General features: G+C 46.0%; 10 protein-coding genes. 1 reads left to right on the forward strand and 9 read right to left on the reverse strand.

Going from position 1 to position 18,140, the window contains the following annotated elements:
- Positions 1-77: 77 nt before the first annotated feature.
- Genes DOZ58_RS07195 through DOZ58_RS07205 form a run of 3 tightly spaced genes read right to left on the reverse strand, consistent with a single transcriptional unit; the run spans position 78 to position 2,462 of the window.
- Positions 78-716, reverse strand: coding sequence for an ABC transporter ATP-binding protein (locus DOZ58_RS07195; protein WP_111887691.1), 639 nt, complete (start codon positions 714-716; stop codon positions 78-80).
- On the reverse strand, positions 701-1,492 hold the full coding sequence (locus tag DOZ58_RS07200) for an ABC transporter permease (RefSeq protein ID WP_111887692.1): 792 nt from the start codon (positions 1,490-1,492) through the stop codon (positions 701-703). Before DOZ58_RS07200 ends, DOZ58_RS07195 begins: the two co-directional genes overlap by 16 nt.
- Entirely contained in the window at positions 1,464-2,462 is a 999-nt protein-coding gene (locus tag DOZ58_RS07205) for an ABC transporter substrate-binding protein (RefSeq protein ID WP_111887693.1), read from the reverse strand. The genes DOZ58_RS07200 and DOZ58_RS07205 overlap by 29 nt, the downstream gene beginning before the upstream one ends.
- A gap of 366 nt (positions 2,463-2,828) precedes the next feature.
- On the opposite strand from DOZ58_RS07205, the gene DOZ58_RS07210 reads away from it, so the two are divergent.
- On the forward strand, positions 2,829-4,595 hold the full coding sequence (locus DOZ58_RS07210; RefSeq protein WP_111887694.1) for a S8 family serine peptidase: 1,767 nt from the start codon (positions 2,829-2,831) through the stop codon (positions 4,593-4,595).
- A 95-nt stretch (positions 4,596-4,690) separates the two neighbouring features.
- On the opposite strand, the gene DOZ58_RS07215 is transcribed toward DOZ58_RS07210, so the two are convergent.
- The 6 genes from DOZ58_RS07215 to DOZ58_RS07240 all read right to left on the reverse strand — a co-directional run bounded on the left by DOZ58_RS07215 (position 4,691) and on the right by DOZ58_RS07240 (position 18,137).
- A complete protein-coding gene (locus DOZ58_RS07215) occupies positions 4,691-8,158 on the reverse strand; it encodes an ABC transporter permease (RefSeq protein ID WP_111887695.1) in 3,468 nt (1,155 codons plus the stop codon).
- 173 nt (positions 8,159-8,331) lie between these two features.
- Positions 8,332-12,054 (reverse strand): helicase-exonuclease AddAB subunit AddA, encoded by a 3,723-nt coding sequence (gene addA, locus DOZ58_RS07220; protein ID WP_111887696.1) that lies wholly within the window; start codon positions 12,052-12,054, stop codon positions 8,332-8,334.
- Positions 12,038-15,400 carry a PD-(D/E)XK nuclease family protein gene (locus tag DOZ58_RS07225; protein ID WP_111887697.1) on the reverse strand — a complete coding sequence of 1,121 codons (3,363 nt, stop codon included), beginning with the start codon at positions 15,398-15,400 and terminating at the stop codon, positions 12,038-12,040. The genes addA and DOZ58_RS07225 overlap by 17 nt, the downstream gene beginning before the upstream one ends.
- Before the next feature lie 227 nt (positions 15,401-15,627).
- On the reverse strand, positions 15,628-16,638 hold the full coding sequence (gene trpS / locus DOZ58_RS07230; RefSeq protein WP_111887698.1) for a tryptophan--tRNA ligase: 1,011 nt from the start codon (positions 16,636-16,638) through the stop codon (positions 15,628-15,630).
- 64 nt (positions 16,639-16,702) lie between these two features.
- Positions 16,703-17,539: a glutamate racemase gene (locus DOZ58_RS07235; RefSeq protein WP_242988632.1), complete on the reverse strand. Its 837-nt coding sequence runs from the start codon at positions 17,537-17,539 to the stop codon at positions 16,703-16,705.
- A 4-nt stretch (positions 17,540-17,543) separates the two neighbouring features.
- Positions 17,544-18,137 (reverse strand): xanthine phosphoribosyltransferase, encoded by a 594-nt coding sequence (locus tag DOZ58_RS07240; protein WP_111887700.1) that lies wholly within the window; start codon positions 18,135-18,137, stop codon positions 17,544-17,546.
- Positions 18,138-18,140 lie beyond the last annotated feature (3 nt).

Genomic DNA, 18,140 nt, shown 5'->3' on the forward strand with positions numbered 1-18,140 from the left:
AGGATAGTTTAACATAAGAACATCAGTTTTTCATCAGGTAAGCCTTTACAGTTTTTTAAATTGTTTGTTTTGCACCATTACGTTAATCTTTCTTTTTTTAAAACTTGAACTGGTTTATCCGAAAAGGTCAGGATAATATCGGCTAAGTGCCTGATCTCATCTTCTTGATGACTGACAAAGATCACCGTTCGTTTGTTCTGCTCCCAAATTTTTAAAAAGTCATCCATCAGCCGGTTTTTTAGTGAACTGTCGAGACTGCTAAATGGTTCATCCATCAATAGTAATTCGGAAGGATATAGAAAGGCCCGGGCAATGGATACCCGCTGACGCATGCCACCGCTGAGCTCGTGGGGATAATAGTCCCCAACGGTAGTCAAACCAACGCGTTCCAGCATGGCATCAATCTCACGTTCATGGGAGCCAGGTTTTTTAATCGCCCTTGCTTTAAAAACAAAGCGCAGATTCTCCCGGACCGTTCGCCAGGGCAGCAGCCGTGGTTCCTGAAAAATATAGGAGATTGCCTGGGGATTAATGCCTTCAATGGTTCCCCGATCGGGCTGCTCCAAGCCACCGCAAAGATTAAGCAAGGTCGTTTTTCCGGCTCCGGAAGGTCCCAGAATGCCCGTGATTTTATTTTTTTCAAATACCAGATTAAAGTCTTTAAAAATAGTCTCTTGCCCATATTTTTTACCGAGGTCTTTTATGATAATGGACATTGACTGCCTCCCTTTTGACGATTTCCGATCACATAGAGCGTCATCTTTTCAATGGCAAGGCTGCAGATCACAATCACCAGGGTCCAGGAAAAAAGCAAATCGGTTTCCAGATAAATTTTTGCGTAATACAGATTCATCCCGATAGACGGCAAGGCATTGGCCAAAACCTCGGCGGTGACGGTAACCTTCCACCCCAAACCGATGGCGCTCATCAGCGCGGATACTGCATAGGGTTTTATCGATGGCACATAAATATCGCGGATTATTTTAGATTGCTCCACATTATAAATTTTTGCCATCTGCAGCAACTTGTGATCGGTGCTTCTCACCCCTTGCACCACATTTGTCCAGGTCACCGGGAAGCAGACCAGAAAGGTAACCACCAGCGGTACCAAACCAGAGGCGATCCATAAGTTGATTAGAATAATCACCGAAACCACCGGTAGCGACTTGATGGTACTGACAAAGGGATTCATGATTCCATAAAAGGGTTTGTTGAGCCCCCCAGCCAAACCCAGCACCAGACCCAGTACCACTGAAATAAAAACCCCGCCAAATACTCGGAGCAAGGTGACCCCGATGCTCACAAAAAACTCAAAATCCCCAGCCAGGGTTATCACACCTTTCAGGGTTTTAAGCGGCGATGGCAGCACCAGTGGGCTGTCTACCCACCGGGCTGCCAAGGCCCAGAGGAGCACCCAGAAAAAGGCCACTCCAATCTTGCTGATCCATTTCGTTTTATTTTGGTTATTTTCCAAGAACGTAGAAATCTTCACCAGGAACTTTTCCTCCCACAGCCTTTGGTTCAAATCCGGCTAATATGGTATAGTACTCATTTAAAGATTGCTGTGCCTCTTTAACCGGAATGAAGACGATATTACAATTTGGAATCGCTTTTTCTGCCAATGCTGCGTCGGCCATAATCCCTGCGGCCACAATATTTTTTGCCCCCTCAGCGGGATCGTCATTCACTGTCTTGACGGATGCTTCATAGGCTTCCATAAACTGCTTTAGCACCTGGGGATTGGTTTCTGCCCATTCCTTATTAACAACGACGGCTGTCATTTGCAATTGCGAACCGTTACTGGCTTCTGCCCAGGCTTTTGATAGATCCACTGCTATTTTGATTGTCGGTTTCTTTGCTGTAACGGTGGTCACAAATGGTTCCGGCAGCATGGCAATCGTAGCCTGTCCGGCAACTAATTGAGCCACTGCTTCACTGTGCTCAGCCACATAATTAATCGTGATGTCTACACCTGGGGTCAATCCATTTTTCTCCAGTAAATAGTTGAGCACATATTCCGGTGTCGATCCCTGGCCACTGGCCACAATGGTCTTTCCTTTTAAGTCGGCGATGCTGGTAACGCCAGCGGTTTCATCGGCCACAATATAAAGCACTCCCAGGGTATTGACTGATCCCAGAACGACCTGACCTTCAGTTTTATTAAACAGCACGGCGGCTAAATTACTGGGCAGTGCGGCAATTTGGTATTCGCCACTGATGACACTGGCTGTCAACTGATCCGGAGCACCGGCCACCGTGAATTCGGTGGTGACATTTTCGCCCAGATCCACACCATTAACAATCATTTCTGCCATGCCCATACCGGTTGGTCCAGCCAAGGTGCCAACTTTCACGGTTTGCCGTTCTGCCGGTTTTGCCTGGCAAGCGGTAAAGCTAAAAATCATCACCATGATTAAACCCATCAGGATCACTAATTTTTTCATCTTGTTTTCTCTTTTCATCTTTTCTTCCTTTTCATTTGATTCCAGCCAGAAATAATTTTTCTGTCTGGTAAGCGGTATTCGTTTCAATCGTAATCATTCTAACACGCAAATAGTTTATTTGAAAGAAGAACAAGGTGGAAATATTCGACTTTGTCGTTAAGCGCTTCGCGAAGTATCGCCATCTTTTTCATTTGATGAAACGACTGCTCGTCTTAATAAACCTATTCGCAAGCCATGCTTTTTTATTCCCGAATCATCCTCTTTTAAACGATTATTTCAAGTTACATCTAAGGTAATCACTGGCTAATTATGATATAATTCAGGTTAGAAACTTGCGCGTCTGAGAACCTGTTTTTAGACCTATTAAATATCCGAGGAGATTCCATGAAACGAAAAATGAAACCCTACCTGATTATTTTTAGTATCGTGATGTTGATGCTTTCTTTGTCGGTACCTACCCTGGCAAATGAATCCATTCAAACTGATACTCTTTCTAATTCCAGTGAAATGAGTGTGAACAATCAAATGAACATTAACACCTTGTCCGAACTTCCTGATCTGGAAAGTGACGACAATACAAGTCAGCAGATCGTTATTATTTACAGAGATTCAAGTCCCCTTAATGTTAAGAGCCTGTCATTATCCACTAATGCGGTCGCTAAAGGAGAAACCGTATCTGATCGGGTCGATATTCTGGAGGTAAAAAGCGATGTCGATGTTGATGCATTGATTAAAACGATCAGTGAGAACCCCAATGTTTTAGCAGTTGATCGCAATGATACGCTAAAAACCTATTCGCTCCCCAATGATCCTTATGTTACCGATGGCAAAGCGTGGCAGTTTCAAAGCATCGGCACCGATAAAACCTGGGACCAAGTCTCAAATGCCAAAACCGTTGGCGTCGCGGTTTTAGACACCGGACTCAATACCAATCACCCCGATCTGACTGGCCGCATTATTGCCGGTTATGACTATGTCACCAAAAGTAGCACTGTTTTAGATCAGGACGGTCACGGAACCCTGGTTAGCGGTTTTATTGCCGCTACTGCTAATAATGGCATTGGACTCTCTGGTGTGGCCGGAACGGCCAATGTAAAAATTGCCCCCTATCGGGTCGGTGCCAAAGGCCTCTCGGTTGCCAATATCTGCGCTGCCCTGATGGATGCTGCTGATCGTTCCGACATCAAAGTCATTAACATGAGCTATGGTGGTTATGATTACAACAACAGCGAAGCGGCTGCTATTCAATATGCCAAAGACAGAGGTAAGGTGCTGGTGGCCTCCTCAGGAAATGAGGGCGAAGCAAATGATCCCAAAACCGGATTGTCATCTTACCCCGCTTCTTACGACGGCGTCATTTCGGTGGCGGCAACCACCCGTTTCAATGACCGGGCCGCCTTTTCTCAGTATAACACGATGGTCGATCTGGCTGCTCCCGGAGAAGATGTTTACACGACTTCTATTGATGGCGACTATATAAATGATAGTGGCACCTCTTTCGCTTCTCCCATCGTTGCCGGTGCCTGTGGGGTCTTACTGGCCGCCAATGGGAGCTTAAATGCCGACCAGGTGGAAGCCGCACTGACTTCCACTGCTCTGGATCTTGGTGTTCCAGGGAAAGATGATTATTTTGGCTATGGCTTGATCCAATTGGATCGCGCTCTTGCAACGGTAATAGCTGATAAATCATTAACCGCCTTATATAAAACCCATATTCAAAACCTTGGTTGGGAAGACGTGTTTAAACGAAACGGTGAACTCAGCGGCACCTCGGGTTTAGGTTACCGTTTGGAGGCGATTCAGATTGCCTTGGATAATCCCGGTTATGACGTCGGCGTAACCTATCGAACCCATATCCAGGATGTGGGCTGGCAGGAATGGCGCAATAACGGTGATCTCAGTGGCACTTCTGGAGCTGGTCTTCGCCTGGAAGCGATAGAGATTAATCTAACCGGTCCCGATGCTGATCAATTTGATATTTATTACCGTACCCATGTTGAAAATTTGGGCTGGTTGAGTTGGGCGGCTAATGGCGAACAATCCGGTAGCTCCGGCTACGGCTACCGGCTCGAAAGCATTGAAATTATGACCTTACCCAAAGGGAGCACCTTTAATACCTCCGGTGACGCGTTTATCGTCAACCCGACCTGATTTTAAGCGCTCCCCCCCCCTTAATCTCTAATTGAGTTAATAAATTTAAAGCCGACAGGAAATGTCTATTTCCAGTCGGCTTTTTTGATTCGATTTTATTCGATTGATTTAAGTGATTCCACCATGCTGATCCGTTTAATAATTGGCGTCATCAGAATATTGACGATAAAGGTAAAGGCCAGCGTAAAGACCACCGAGTAAATAAAGCTGGTGGGCTCAATGCCCCGGGCAAACATGGCAATATCTGTTTCGACGGTGTTAATAATAAAGCCATTAAGTAAAACGCCTAAAAACAGACCCACGATGATTCCGATCACCGATAAAACAACATTCTCCCTGAAAATGTACTTATACACCTCCATATCATAAAACCCCAGAACCCGAATGGTGGCAATTTCTCGAACCCGTTCGGAAATATTGATGTTGGTCAGGTTATAAAGCACCACCGCTGCCAGGGCTCCGGCCGAAAGCAGCATCACGACGACGACAATGCTCAAGCTGCTGATGCTGTCAGCCGATGATTTTACAATATTTCCGGTAAAGTTTACTGCTACCACCCCATCTCTGGCCAGCCAGTCACTGGCAATGGCATCTTCCAGATCGGTGTTGGCATCGGGAATATTAACATAAGCCATATTAACCATCAGCTCTTTTCCAAAGGCTTCTTCATAAACTGCTGGCGATAAATAAAGATAATTTTCGAGATAGTTTTCAGTAATCGCTCCTAATACCACTTCATGGCTTTCGTCCTCATTGTAGACCCGGATGGTATCGCCCACCTTCAGTCCCAGACTGCCGGCAACTTTTTCTGATAAAACGGCACCCGCCTCTTCTAAATTTATCGCTTCTGCTGATTTTCTGTTTTGCAAATGAATAAACGTATTAATCTGCTCCGCTGTTTCCGGCACAAACAGATAGGCCGCTTTGCCGTTACCCGTTCCGGTTTTTTCAACGGTCATCTTGGCTTGATGGGCCAACATATTTTCACTAAAGCGGGGATCATTCTCTAATATTTTTTTGAAGTCCGCCTTTTCAACTAGGGTTTCTTCATTTTTTAACGCCATGTAACCATCAAAAACCGTAATGTTCTCAAACTGTCGGGGAATCATCGCGAAAATCGCATCCTGAAGCCCGAAGCCAGCCAGAATCAGAGCGGTACATCCGGCGATCCCAATCACGGTCATAAAAAACCGACCCTTATAACGCAGTAGGTTACGGGCAGTGACCTTCTCAATAAAGCCCAGCCGTTTCCAGATAAAGGGAATACTCTCAAGGAAAATCCGTTTTCCAATCTTTGGTGCCTTGGGACGCATCAACTCTGAAGGGTGTTCTTTGAGCTCGTAATAGGTAACGATCACAGCTGCCACCACGGTACCGGAAATCGCAATCAAGCAAGAAATTAAAAGCGGTATCCATGGCGGTGCAATAATTAAATCCGGCACCTGATAAAGCAAACCATAGGCTCCGGCGATTAAATACGGCAATGTATTGATACCGACAATCAGTCCAATCACCGAGCCGATACTGCCAGCTAATAAGGCATAGACAAAAAACTTCGAACCGATCTGATCATGGCGGTAACCCAATGCTTTAAGCGTACCAATCTGGGTGCGCTGCTCTTCCACCATCCGGGTCATCGTGGTAAAGGAAACCAGGGCAGCTACCAGTAGAAAAATCAGTGGAAACACGCCGGAAATATTATCAATCCGCTTTGCGTCTTCACCGTAACTGGTATAACCGGGATTGTCGTCACGGTTATACAGATACCATTTTCCAAACTCCAAATCATTAATTTTAGCTTCGGCCTTTGCTAAATCATTAGCGGCGTTGGCCAGTTCGGCTTCGCCCTCTGCCCGTTTCATTGCCAACTGGGCTTCCCCATCGCGGAGTTTCACCCATCCTTCATCCAATTGATTCTGGGACGCAATCAGGGTACTGCGTCCTTCTTCCCGGCCGGCTTCAAAGGCCGCAACTCCAGCGCTTAATTGGTTTTTACTATCAGCCAGGCGAGCCCATCCTGCTGATAACTGATTCTCGCCGTCAATAGCAGCTTGGGCCAGAGCGGCTTCGGCCTGGGGCAGGGTTGTTTCCAACTCAGCCAGTTGATTTTTCATTCCGGTCAGTTGGACAGAAAAATCATAAATCGCTTCAATCCCCTGGTTGATCTGCTCTTTTGCGGCGTAAACCTGGGCTAAACCTGCTTCAACCTCAATAATCCGGCTGTTGATTTCATTCAACTGAGCTTCCAGTTCCGCCAGTTGGGCCGGATAATCCGGGTCAGTCGGATCCAGACTCTGAATCTGGGCTTCGACTGCCGCGCTTTGGACCTCCAGATCTGCCCGTGCTGACTCACCCTGGGCAATCTGGTTTTCCAGCTCCGCCAACTGGGCTTCCAGCTCCGGTAACTGACCGGAGGGGTCCTGAGTTTCCATTTTAGCAATTCCGTTTCTTAAGTCGGTGATTCCCTGGCGCAGGGTTTCCAACTTTTCCTCACCATTTGCCAGCTCCTGTTTTAAGGTGTCAGCCCCACGAATCAGATCTGCCTCACCTTGAATGATCTGATTCTTGGCATCGGCAAGTTGGGCCTGTGTCTGGGCAATCATGGTGTTATACTCGTTCCAGCCAGCACTGAGGGCGGCCTCGCCGTTAATTAACTGGTTTTTGGCATCATTCAAACTGGCCTCGCCCTGAGCCATCCCGTCATTAAACTGGGTCACCCCATCGTTGTACTTGGCCCGACCCTTATCCAGTTCTACCTGAGCTTTAGCCAAAATATCATCGTGATTGATTCCCAGCTGCAAAATACCCAGGGCTTCCAATTGTTTCTCCAGGAACCCAATGGCTTCTTCGTATTCAGTTGAAAAGGGATCAACATGGTCGGCAGTGGCCTGTGATAAGAGATAAACCTCAGTATACCGTTCAAAGACAAAGTTTTCTGCGGGAATAAAGCTATAATAATCGACTTCGCCCCGGCCAACCGAGGTGCTGCCGCGCTCAATCGACACATACTGGGGCGATCTAACAAAACCAACAATTGTGAAGGTATCCCGTTTGATCGAATCAGATAGTGCTTTATCGCCAACCTCCGAGGATAGCTTGATCGTTTCACCCAGTTGGTAAGTATAACTGGAAGCACCCATGCCCTTAGCTTCCTGAGGCTGTTCCAACAACAGTTCGTCTTCATTTTCCGGCAGGCGCCCTGCCACCAGCAGTGGTTGATTCAGGGCCTGGTCTTCATTATAGGCCATCAATTTGATCACAGGGCGTTTATCGCCCCGCTCAATAATGACATCCGCCGAATAGCCGGGCATCACCGTCGCCACGCCTGGAGAATTTTTAATCGCGTCCACATCCGCCGGCAAAAAACCATAGGTCGAGACTAGACGCATGTCCATCAGTTGCTGGTTTTGATAGTACTGACTGACTGTATATTTCATGCTGGGGCCGGTTGTTTTAACCCCTACAAAAAAGCAGATGCCTAGAGCAATGATCGCAACGATCGATAAGAAACGGTTTTTTGATTTTTTGATTTCTCTGAATGTGTCTTTTTGCAATGCTTTCATTAATGTATCCTTTTAAATAAAATTGCTGGTCATTGGTTGCCAATAACCGCGCGGTAATGACCCGAGAGCTGTTTTCCCGGCTATGCCTAAAACAAGGTTTTTTATATTTTATCATGCTTTTATTAATAAAACACCCATTCCCGGTTAAATAATTCAGTCTGTCACGAAATCTCTCACACTATGCTGATCGCTTCGTTTAAGGTAATCAATCCGATTACCTTTTCCTTAACCGGGACGCCAGTTAATTCGGTCAGGGCCTTTGCATACAGATTGATCTGAATTTCGTAACCTCTAAGTACTTGCTCCCGTTGCTGGGGATCTTTAAAATAATCTGTCTTATAGTCGATAATAACCCATTTTTGGTCTTCCATAAAGGCACAATCAATGATCCCTTGAACGATGATCTTTTCGCGAATGTCCGTCCATTCTAACCGGATTTCAGCCGGATCGTAAGCATAGTTAAAGGGGATCTCACGCCTGATTTTTTCGGCCGATAATAACCTAATCCCCAGAGCAGAGGTATAAAAGCTGATCAGTTTATCGACACTAATGGTTCTGGCCAAGGCTGCCGGCAAAAATTCTTTGTGAATCAGGGTCTCAATCTGATTGACCAGATACTTTTTAAGAAACAACGGCAAAGCGGCTTGTCCACTACTAAACAGTTCCTCCCGGATCGGTTTTAAATCGACCACTTCCATTAAAAGATGAAGGGCCGAGCCCCGTTGAGCGGCGGTGAAATCGGTCTGTTTTTGTTCTAAAAACTTGGGCTTCTCCTGCTTTTTAGAAAGCTTTCTGATTTTTTCCTGCTGACGCGTCAAATCAGCTTTTTGATAATCTTTAATTTCGGTCACACTCATCTTACTGGGAAGTTCATTCTCTGCTTTGACTGGATATAAAAAATTAAGTCGCTGGAAAATCGCCTCCCGATCAGCCTGAGAAATACTGGTTGTCAACTTTTCCGGTGCTGCGGCAGGTGTTTCCATCTCCGGATCAATTGCCTGTAACTCATTCGCCGGGTCCTTCCGATCTTCTCTTTCCAGCGCCTGTTTTTCCGTGAATTGAGTCCCCTGATGATAAGCAATCGTAAAATCTGCTAACTCCGGATTCGTCTCACTGGGGTCCCGCCCAGCCAATACCCCCATCATCACCCAGTCAAGTAAGCTGGCGGCATTAAGGAGGTGATACTCGTCCGGTTCATTATGCCATTTTTGCTTGGCTTTGTCATGATTTTTTACGGTCCCGACAATCACCAGCTTTTCTTCAGCCCGGGTCATCCCGACATAAAGCAGGCGCATTTCTTCGGAAAGCATTTCTTGATTGCTCTGGGCCTTGCAGACCTCTTTAGCCAATGAATTATGCTTATACCGTTTTTCCAGATTAACATAGTCCGGACAAATTCCCAGATCCTTATGGAATAACACCTGGGCGTAATTGCTGCGCTTATTAAAACCCTTACCGGTACCAGAAAGAATGACAATCGGAAATTCGAGCCCCTTGCTTTTATGGATAGTCATCAGTCGCACCACCGTCTCTTGATTACTGACCATCGCCGGGGGCGAAATATCCTGCTTGTGCTTTTTCATGTTTTCGACAAAGCGAATAAATTGATACAGCCCTTTAAGGGTGGATTTTTTATAGTCACCGGCCCGCTTAAGCAGGATTCGCAAATTACACTGTCGCTGTTCGCCGCCAGGTAGAGCTCCCACAAAGGCATAATAGCCGGATTCCAGATAGATTTTCCAGAGAAAATCTTCCACTGGCATGAGCTTGGATTGATTTCGCCAAGCCGTCAGTTTTTGATAAAAACGGCCCAGCTTTTTAGACAGTTCATCGCACTCGAGCTGGCAATAGCTTTCCACCGCCTGATAAAAAAATCCCTGCGGGTGAGCAATTCGCAACCGGGTGCATTCAGTAGTGGAAAAATTGCCAATCGGCGAGGTCATAATACTTAACAGCGGCAGGTCCTGATGCTGGTTATCCATCAGGTTAAGCAGGTTTAGGATCATGGTAATTTCTAGCGACTCATAGTAATTAGTGCCACCATCAAAATAGGTAGGAATCCCCATTTCACTAAACACCTTGAGATAAACATCTCCGCGTCCGGCCACACTGCGCATCAACACCCCAAAATCACCATAGTTGATCGCCCGCTCCTGATTGTTTCGGGTATCAAAAAAAGTTGTTCCCACCAGAGACTGAATTTTTTCAGCCACAAATCGGGCTTCAATTTCAACTGCGGTTAGATCTTCCTGCTCCTGTTCCTCAAACGCCTGAAGCTCTCCCGCTTCCTGTTTTTGCTCTTCAATGATATGGATCTCAGTTTTTTGATAGGGTCCGTCATGGGGCAGACCCTTGTTAAGCCGAGCCTGTTCGTCATAATTGATTTCCCCCAGTCCGACACTCATGATTTTCTCAAAGATAGCATTAACACTGTTAACCACCCCCTGGGCGGAACGGAAATTCTGATTGAGGGTCACCAGGCTGTTATTGAGGTTTTCATCCTTGCCAAAGCTTTTATACTTGCCAATAAAGATGGTCGGGTCGGCCAGCCGAAAGCGGTAAATGCTTTGCTTAACATCCCCGACCATAAAATAATTATTATCCCGAACAATCCGCTTTAGGATGGTTTCCTGCATTTCGTTGGTGTCCTGATACTCATCCAGAAAAATATAGCGATACCGGGCGCGAACCTCATCGGCCACCTCCGGATCTCCTAAAATTTTTAGTGTCAGCTGTTCCAGGTCATTGTAATCAACCAGATTTTTCTGAGCTTTTTTCGCCTGAAAGGCAGTCCAGAATTTCTGAGTCAGTAAAACCAGATCGGCCATCGGTTTTTTTAGGCTATTAAGCTCCTGGACCATCTCATCGATATTGATGGCAAATCGTTTTTGTAGTTTAACCATACTGGTTTTGGCTTCATCACGATATTTTTTGATCAGCTCATTCAGCTCTTTATCTTGCTTGGCCGCTCCTTTAAAGCGCTCGTAACTTAGCGATTTCAAGGCTTCCAATCCCTGTACCAGATCGGTGCTGATCGTTTTTTCTAGCGCTTTAAGCATCTGCACTTCGCTTTTGCTCTGCTCATGGGTTTTCTCAAAACCAACAGCAGTGCTTAAGTTCCCGGCTTCGATGGCTGCATCGATGGCTCCCTGAAGCTCAGTCTCAATTATTTTTTTTAAGGCGCATCCCCACACTGAATCTTCCAGGCTTTTGACATCGCAATCAAACAGCAACAAGGCCTGATTGCTCCAATTTTCCGGGTTTGGCTGGGTGGCCAGAAAACGGTATAAGGTTTCAACGGTGTCTTTTAAGGCCTGATCATTTTTATTACCACTATATTTTTCAATTAGATCCAGAAAATCGAGGGACTGTTCGTTTTTATTCCGACTCCGTTCGGGCTCTTCCTCACTATTTTGCGCCATATTTTTATTTGCACTATTTTCATTCGTGATGGCCTGCTGGTATTCGTCTTCAAAAACCTCTTCCAGCGTTTCTTTAAGCATCAGCGCGATTTCAGTATCGTTGCCAATGGCAAAGCCAGGATCAATGTCACCCTTATGAAAATACTGGTGTAAAATACCAAGGCAAAAAGAATGAAGGGTGGAAATGGAGGCTCCCCCTAAAATATTTAATTGCTTCATTAAAAAGCTGCGATCATTTTCCGGGTTTTCCAGTTCTTTGGCCAGCGCCTGACTGAGGCGATTTTTCATTTCTCCGGCTGCTCCCCGGGTAAAGGTCAGAATCAGCAGCTCATCGACGCCCACCTTTTCTTCCCGGATAATGCGAATAATTCGCTCAATCAGCAGGGCTGTTTTACCGGATCCGGCGGCGGCCGATACGAGCATGTTGGTTTCACGGTTTTTTATCGCTTTTAACTGATCACTGGTCCATTTCATCGGTTTCTCCTTCCTCGATTAATGTAAAAAACTGATCTTTCTTCATTGCTGCTTTCAGTACCTCATAACCACCCCGGGTGATTGCGTCATCAAACTGACAGATGCCCTTATAATCACAATACTGGCAGGCATAGTCATGGCCTTTTTTATAAGGCCGGACTTTAATATCACCCTCGTAAATGCTTTTGATCTGACGAACCACGGTTTTTCGGACATAGTCGATGATGCCCTCAAATTCCTCCCGACTTAGCTTAAATTCCGATCGATAAACCGGCAAAATGTCCGATGTTTTGGAATCGGCATCATGATCCATGGCAGCGATGACCATTTCGTCATCGAGAAGCAGACCATTGAGTTTAAAGGACTTATTGATCGCCGCCTGGACATTCTCACCAAAATCCAATCGCGGCATCGGATCATCAACATAAAAGTAGAAGGTTCCCCCCGGCAGAATATCCTCGGCGTCAATAACTGTCATGGCCCCATCCAGATAGACCAGCAATTGGAGCGAAAGGCCATAATAAATATCATCATAACCCAACTTTTTACTCCCGGTTTTATAGTCGATGACCTTAACCCAGGTTTGACCATCTTTTTCATAGAGGTCCAGCCGGTCAATTTTCCCATAGATCTTCACTTCTCCCAGTTTCGCATCCGGCAGACTTAATTCCTGTTCAAAGCAGAACTCAGTGGCCTGGGGTTCAAAATCCCCGGCACACAGTTGGGCAACCAGGATATCAACAGACTTTTTGCCAACCCGTTCCAGTTTTTTCCCCAGGTACTGGTTTTGTCCGGTGCTGTTAAAGACATTGGTTTTTATCTGCGGCAGACAGCTTTCCATGACCCCTTCTAGCAGTGTATCCCGTCGCTCTTTAGGCAGGGTCCGCAGGTCCAGTTTTTGGTCATGAACTTCCCGGAAAAAGCCGTCGATCAGTTCATGGAGCAAGGTTCCGATTTCGGGCGCGGCAATAGTATAAATGGGCCGGCTCTCGGGTTTTAAGCCATATCTGACATAGTGGGAAAAAGGGCATTGGCGGTGGGTTTCCAACCGGGTAATACTGGTGCGCAAGTTTTTGCCGTAAAGAACGGTAGCCTCCGCACCGGTCATGGCCTGCGAAACCCCGGCATAATTTAGGGCCTCCGTCAGATTGCCGATGATTTGCTGGTAGTCCGGGTTGTTTTGATACCAGTGCTGCACTTCGGCCCACAGCGCCTCTTCCTGCTGCTGCGCCGAACCGGCTTCAGATCGACTGTTACGCAGGTGGCTAATCAGATGCCAGAGGGTCGCATCAGGCGTACTGAGGGTATTCCAGAATGCTGCCACCCCATCGTTAAGAGTTGACAAAATCTTTAGTGACGGGAAGATCATAAGCATCTGGCTCAGTAGAATGCTGGGCTGCTGACTGTTGCCTTCCATATCGGCTAACGACCAATAAAGGGCCAACCGGGATTTGGGTTTCGTTAAGAGATCATAAACCAGAAACCGTTCCTGATCCATTTGAAAGCTGCGATTGTTTTGCAGCCTGATCTGGTGAGCACCCAGAATCTGCCGTTCCAAATCTGAGAAAAGGTTGGGCTCGGTGCCGGTTCCCGGGATTTTCCCTTCGTTTAAGCCAAAAACAATCAGTACCTCAAAGGCTGAGCTGCGGCTCCTGCGTAAATCGGTAATACTGACATAATCCCGATAAGGCGGGATGATTCCCAGCCGATAGCCCTGAAAACCACTTTTTAGAATCCGCAAATATTCTTCGGTCGTGGCTTCATCATTTCCCATCGTTTCAACAATCTGATCAAAAACTTCCATTAAAATGTTCCAGATCTGGTGGTAGAGTTCCATCGCTTCATAATTGCCGGATTCTGACAACTGTTCCACCAGATCCTCAATTTTTTCCGGGGTTTCGATGGCCACCAGAAATTCATAGAGGGCTTTGGTATAATCCTGACAGGTTCTACCCGCCTTCATCACAGCTTTTAGCTGAATCAGCGGCGTGATCAGTTTAAGGCGCAGGGCATTAAGACGACCCAGCTCCAGGGCCGGGTTCTGGCTGAGCTTGGTGAATTCCTTTTCCCATTGTTTACCCCGGATGCCAAACTCCAGGGCATAGTTTTCCAGATCTTCGCATTCAGACAAGGTAATCGGTGAAAAGCCGGTCTTAACAAAACCAAAAACATCATCAAGCCGATAATGATTCTGGATCGCTTCCAAAGCGGTTACCACTGCTTCAACCAGATGGTTATCCCCAATGGCACGCAGATCATCCATAAAATAAGGGATTTTATACTGGGAGAATATACGCTTAATGATGCTCCCGTATTCATCCAGATTTCCGGCTAGCACCACCATATCCCGAAAGGACAACCCTTCTTCTCGAACCAGGGTCAGAATCTTGCGCGCGCCCATTTCAACCTCTTCCCAGGTATTCTGACATTGCGTCAGGCTGATCTGATTGACTGCGTGTTGATATTCCACCTTGGGATAAGCAAAGAGATTGGTCTCCAGATGAGCAAGCTCCGGACTTTTTTGATTTTGCTGATTTTGATTGGTGATTTTTTCCAGTTTAAATGACACCTGCGCTCTGGCTCCAATTTCTTTGATGGACGCCATGGTATTGGCTGTTAATAAAAAAACTTCCTGGTCCCGTGCTGATGGGTTCGGGTCCCACGGTAGGGCAATATGGATTTCCTTAACCGTATCGACCAGATTTGCAATCATGCGATAATCCTGGGCTGAAAAATTCTGAAACCCATCCATCCAGATTTCACTGTTCTTGAGAAATTCTGCCGAAGCGATCTTTTCATTGACGAAATTACGAAAGTCTTCTTCATCTTTACGGTCAGTTCCCAGTAATTCCTGAAAATGGGTGTAAATCTTTATTACATCGCCTAATTTTTGGGGCATGATGCCGTGACCTAGCGTCTTTCTGGTTTCTTCCAAATTTTTTGGAGCAATCTCATTTTGTTTGAGTTCACCAATCAAATCTGAAATACTCGCAAGAAAACCAGGTTTTTTAATACTGGAACGATAAATGGTCAATTGTTCCTGAATATCCCCCATGGTTTTTTGCAGCAGCATATTTTTCCCATGACTGTCCATATAGGTCTTGGCAAGCCCGCCGGTTTCCTGGAGCACCCGATTTCCCAGCCGCTTAGGACTCAACACCTCGACATCAAGTAGCCCTACTAAGCGATTGGACTTCATCAGCGCTTCTTCAGCCCCCAGGGTAAACTGTTCCGGAACCATTAAATAGAGTTTTTCTTTGCCTGCATCCAGGGCCGCACCAATCTGGTGATAGACCGTCTCACTCAACACCTGAGATTGCCGGCCAACGATCATTGTAATTCCCATCCGTTTTTCCTTTCTGCCTTTTTACATCACTAATTCGCCACTATTTTAAAAAATCACCATCCTTATTTAAAGATGGTGATCAAAACTGTCGATAGAGAATAAAGTAGTACCGACAATTGTTACATCATGTTGTTTGCATCAGAGCGGACACGGCAGAGCCTGTCCGATTCTGCAGCAAACAACAGATTAACAATTGGTCGGTACGGCAACATCACGCCAAACCCTTATTATACGGTCACAAAACCTACTTTTTTGCGCACCTTTGACAGGGTTCTCCAGGCAATCTGGGACGCCTTTTCGGCGTGAACATGCATGATCTGCTCCAGATACGCCTTTTCCCCCAGTAGCCGATGATACTCATTTTGAACCGGCAGCAAGGTATCGGCAACGGTTTCGCCGACAGCCAGCTTGAAATCGCCATAACCCTTGCCGTCAAATTCACGGGTGATCTCTTCTAGGTTTTTTCCGGTGGCACAAGAATAGATTTCCATTAAATTAGAAACACCGGGTTTTTCTTCGCGATTATGATAAACAGCCATATCCGAATCGGTGACTGCTCGTTTAAACTTTTTCACAATCGTTTTAGAGTCATCCAGCAATGAGATAAACGCATTGCTGTTTTCATCTGATTTGGACATCTTTCGTCCCGGCTCCTGAAGACTCATAATACGCGCCCCAGAATCGCCAAAATAAGCTTCCGGCACCTTAAACACATTGCCAAAATTCTGATTAAAACGTATGGCAATATCCCGGGCCAGTTCGACATGTTGGCGCTGATCATTGCCGACCGGGACTAAATCGGTTTGATAAAGAAGAATATCCGCAGCCATCAACACCGGATAGTCAAAAAGACCGACCCGGATGTTTTCCCCCTGTTTTTGGGATTTATCTTTAAACTGGGTCATCCGGCTGAGTTCGCCCATATAGGTTGAACAATTTAAAATCCAGGCCAATTCTGAATGCTCCGGCACCATCGACTGCACATAAAGAATCGATTTTTCAGGATCAATACCCAGGGCTAACAGCAGCGCAATCGATTCGTAGGTCCGCCTGCGCAAATCGGCCGGGTTTTGGGGCATGGTGATGGCGTGAAGATCCACCACACAAAAAAGACTACGATAATCTTCCTGCATCGTTACCCAGTTTTTCATGGCACCAAAATAATTTCCGATGGTAAAGGTCCCCGATGGTTGGATGCCACTGTATACAATTTTTTTTACGGGTGCTTCTATTGTCATGTTTTACTCCTTATTTAATGGCTGTTCTTTCGTTAATAAAAGAAAAAACCGCCAGGTTAGCGTTTTAAAAACTTACTGATGTGCTGGTTGATGGTAAGTGTAGTTCTGTCATTTCCAGAGAATCACAATCGATCTCCAACTCTTTAATCATCCGCACAAAAATATCATAATCGGCAGTGGTGAGAATTTGGGTGCTGCCAATGTCGTCCCGGGAGTTGAAATAGTTAAACTCAGTCAGGTGCTTGGTAAGCTGGCGAACCAGACCATTGGCTGGATTAATTAGTTCCAGCTCCGGATACATCTGCCGGATGGTCACCGCCACAATCGGAAAATGGGTGCACCCCAGCAACAGTTCTTCAATGACGATTCCTTGTTTGATGCCCTTAAGTAAAATTGGTTCCACGGCTTCCCGGATATTGTTTTTTAATATTTTCAGATCTCCCTGGCCATCGTTAATGACCTTGGCTAAGGTATGCGTTCCCTGGGCAATGTACTCCACATCGCGCGTCCACAACTCCAGTTCCTTTTCATAGCCCCGGTTTTTAACCGTTGCCGTGGTGGCAATCAGTCCTACCAAACCCCGGTCCCGCCAGTTCAGGGTTTCCTGGACGCCAGCCTCAATGACACTGAATAAAGGCACTCGGGCGCTCAGTTCGACAATCAGAGAAGAAAGCGTATTACAGGCTAAAACCACAGCTTTAACCCCTCTATTTTCCAACTCACTGATAATGGTATTGGCCAGCATGATTAATTCATCATTTTCCCGCTCACCATAAGGCATTCGCATTGAATCGCCAAAATAGAGATAATTTTCATTGGGCAGTCGGTCTTGAAGTGCTTTTAATACTGTAAAACCACCAATGCCCGAATCAACAACCCCAATCGGTCCATTGTTGTCCATTCTTTCACTTCTTTCCCGATTGATCACGAAATACGATTCCTTCGTCCTCACTCATACCATCAATGATTGCCAATGACTCCAGAACAATTCCCTGCTGACGAATCAATGCCCCGCCATCCTGAAATCCTTTTTCGATAGCAATGCCCACCCCAACTAAGGTAGCACCGGCTTGATTGATCAAATCAATTAAGGCTTCTGCCGCCTTGCCATTGGCCAAAAAATCGTCGATAATTAAAATACGATCGGTCGGCCTTAAATACTTTTTTGAGACCATAATTTTATAGGCCTGCTGTTTGGTATAGGAGTATACATCACTGGAATAAATTTCCTGATCTAAATTGAGTGACACATATTTTTTTCCAAAAACCACCGGACAATAGTCAAAATATCTGGCCGTGCAAGTTGCAATGGCAATCCCCGATGTCTCGATGGTCAGGATTTTGTTGACTCCCTCTCCGGCAAAGCGTTTGGCAAAAGCCTTTCCCATTTCATCAAATAACGCTACATCCAACTGGTGATTTAAAAATGAATCCACCTTAAGGATTCCCTGGCCTTTGACACGACCTTCTTGTCTAATTTTTTGTTCTAATAATTCCATTGA

Source organism: Acetobacterium sp. KB-1 (assembly GCF_003260995.1).
Taxonomy (GTDB): domain Bacteria; phylum Bacillota; class Clostridia; order Eubacteriales; family Eubacteriaceae; genus Acetobacterium; species Acetobacterium carbinolicum.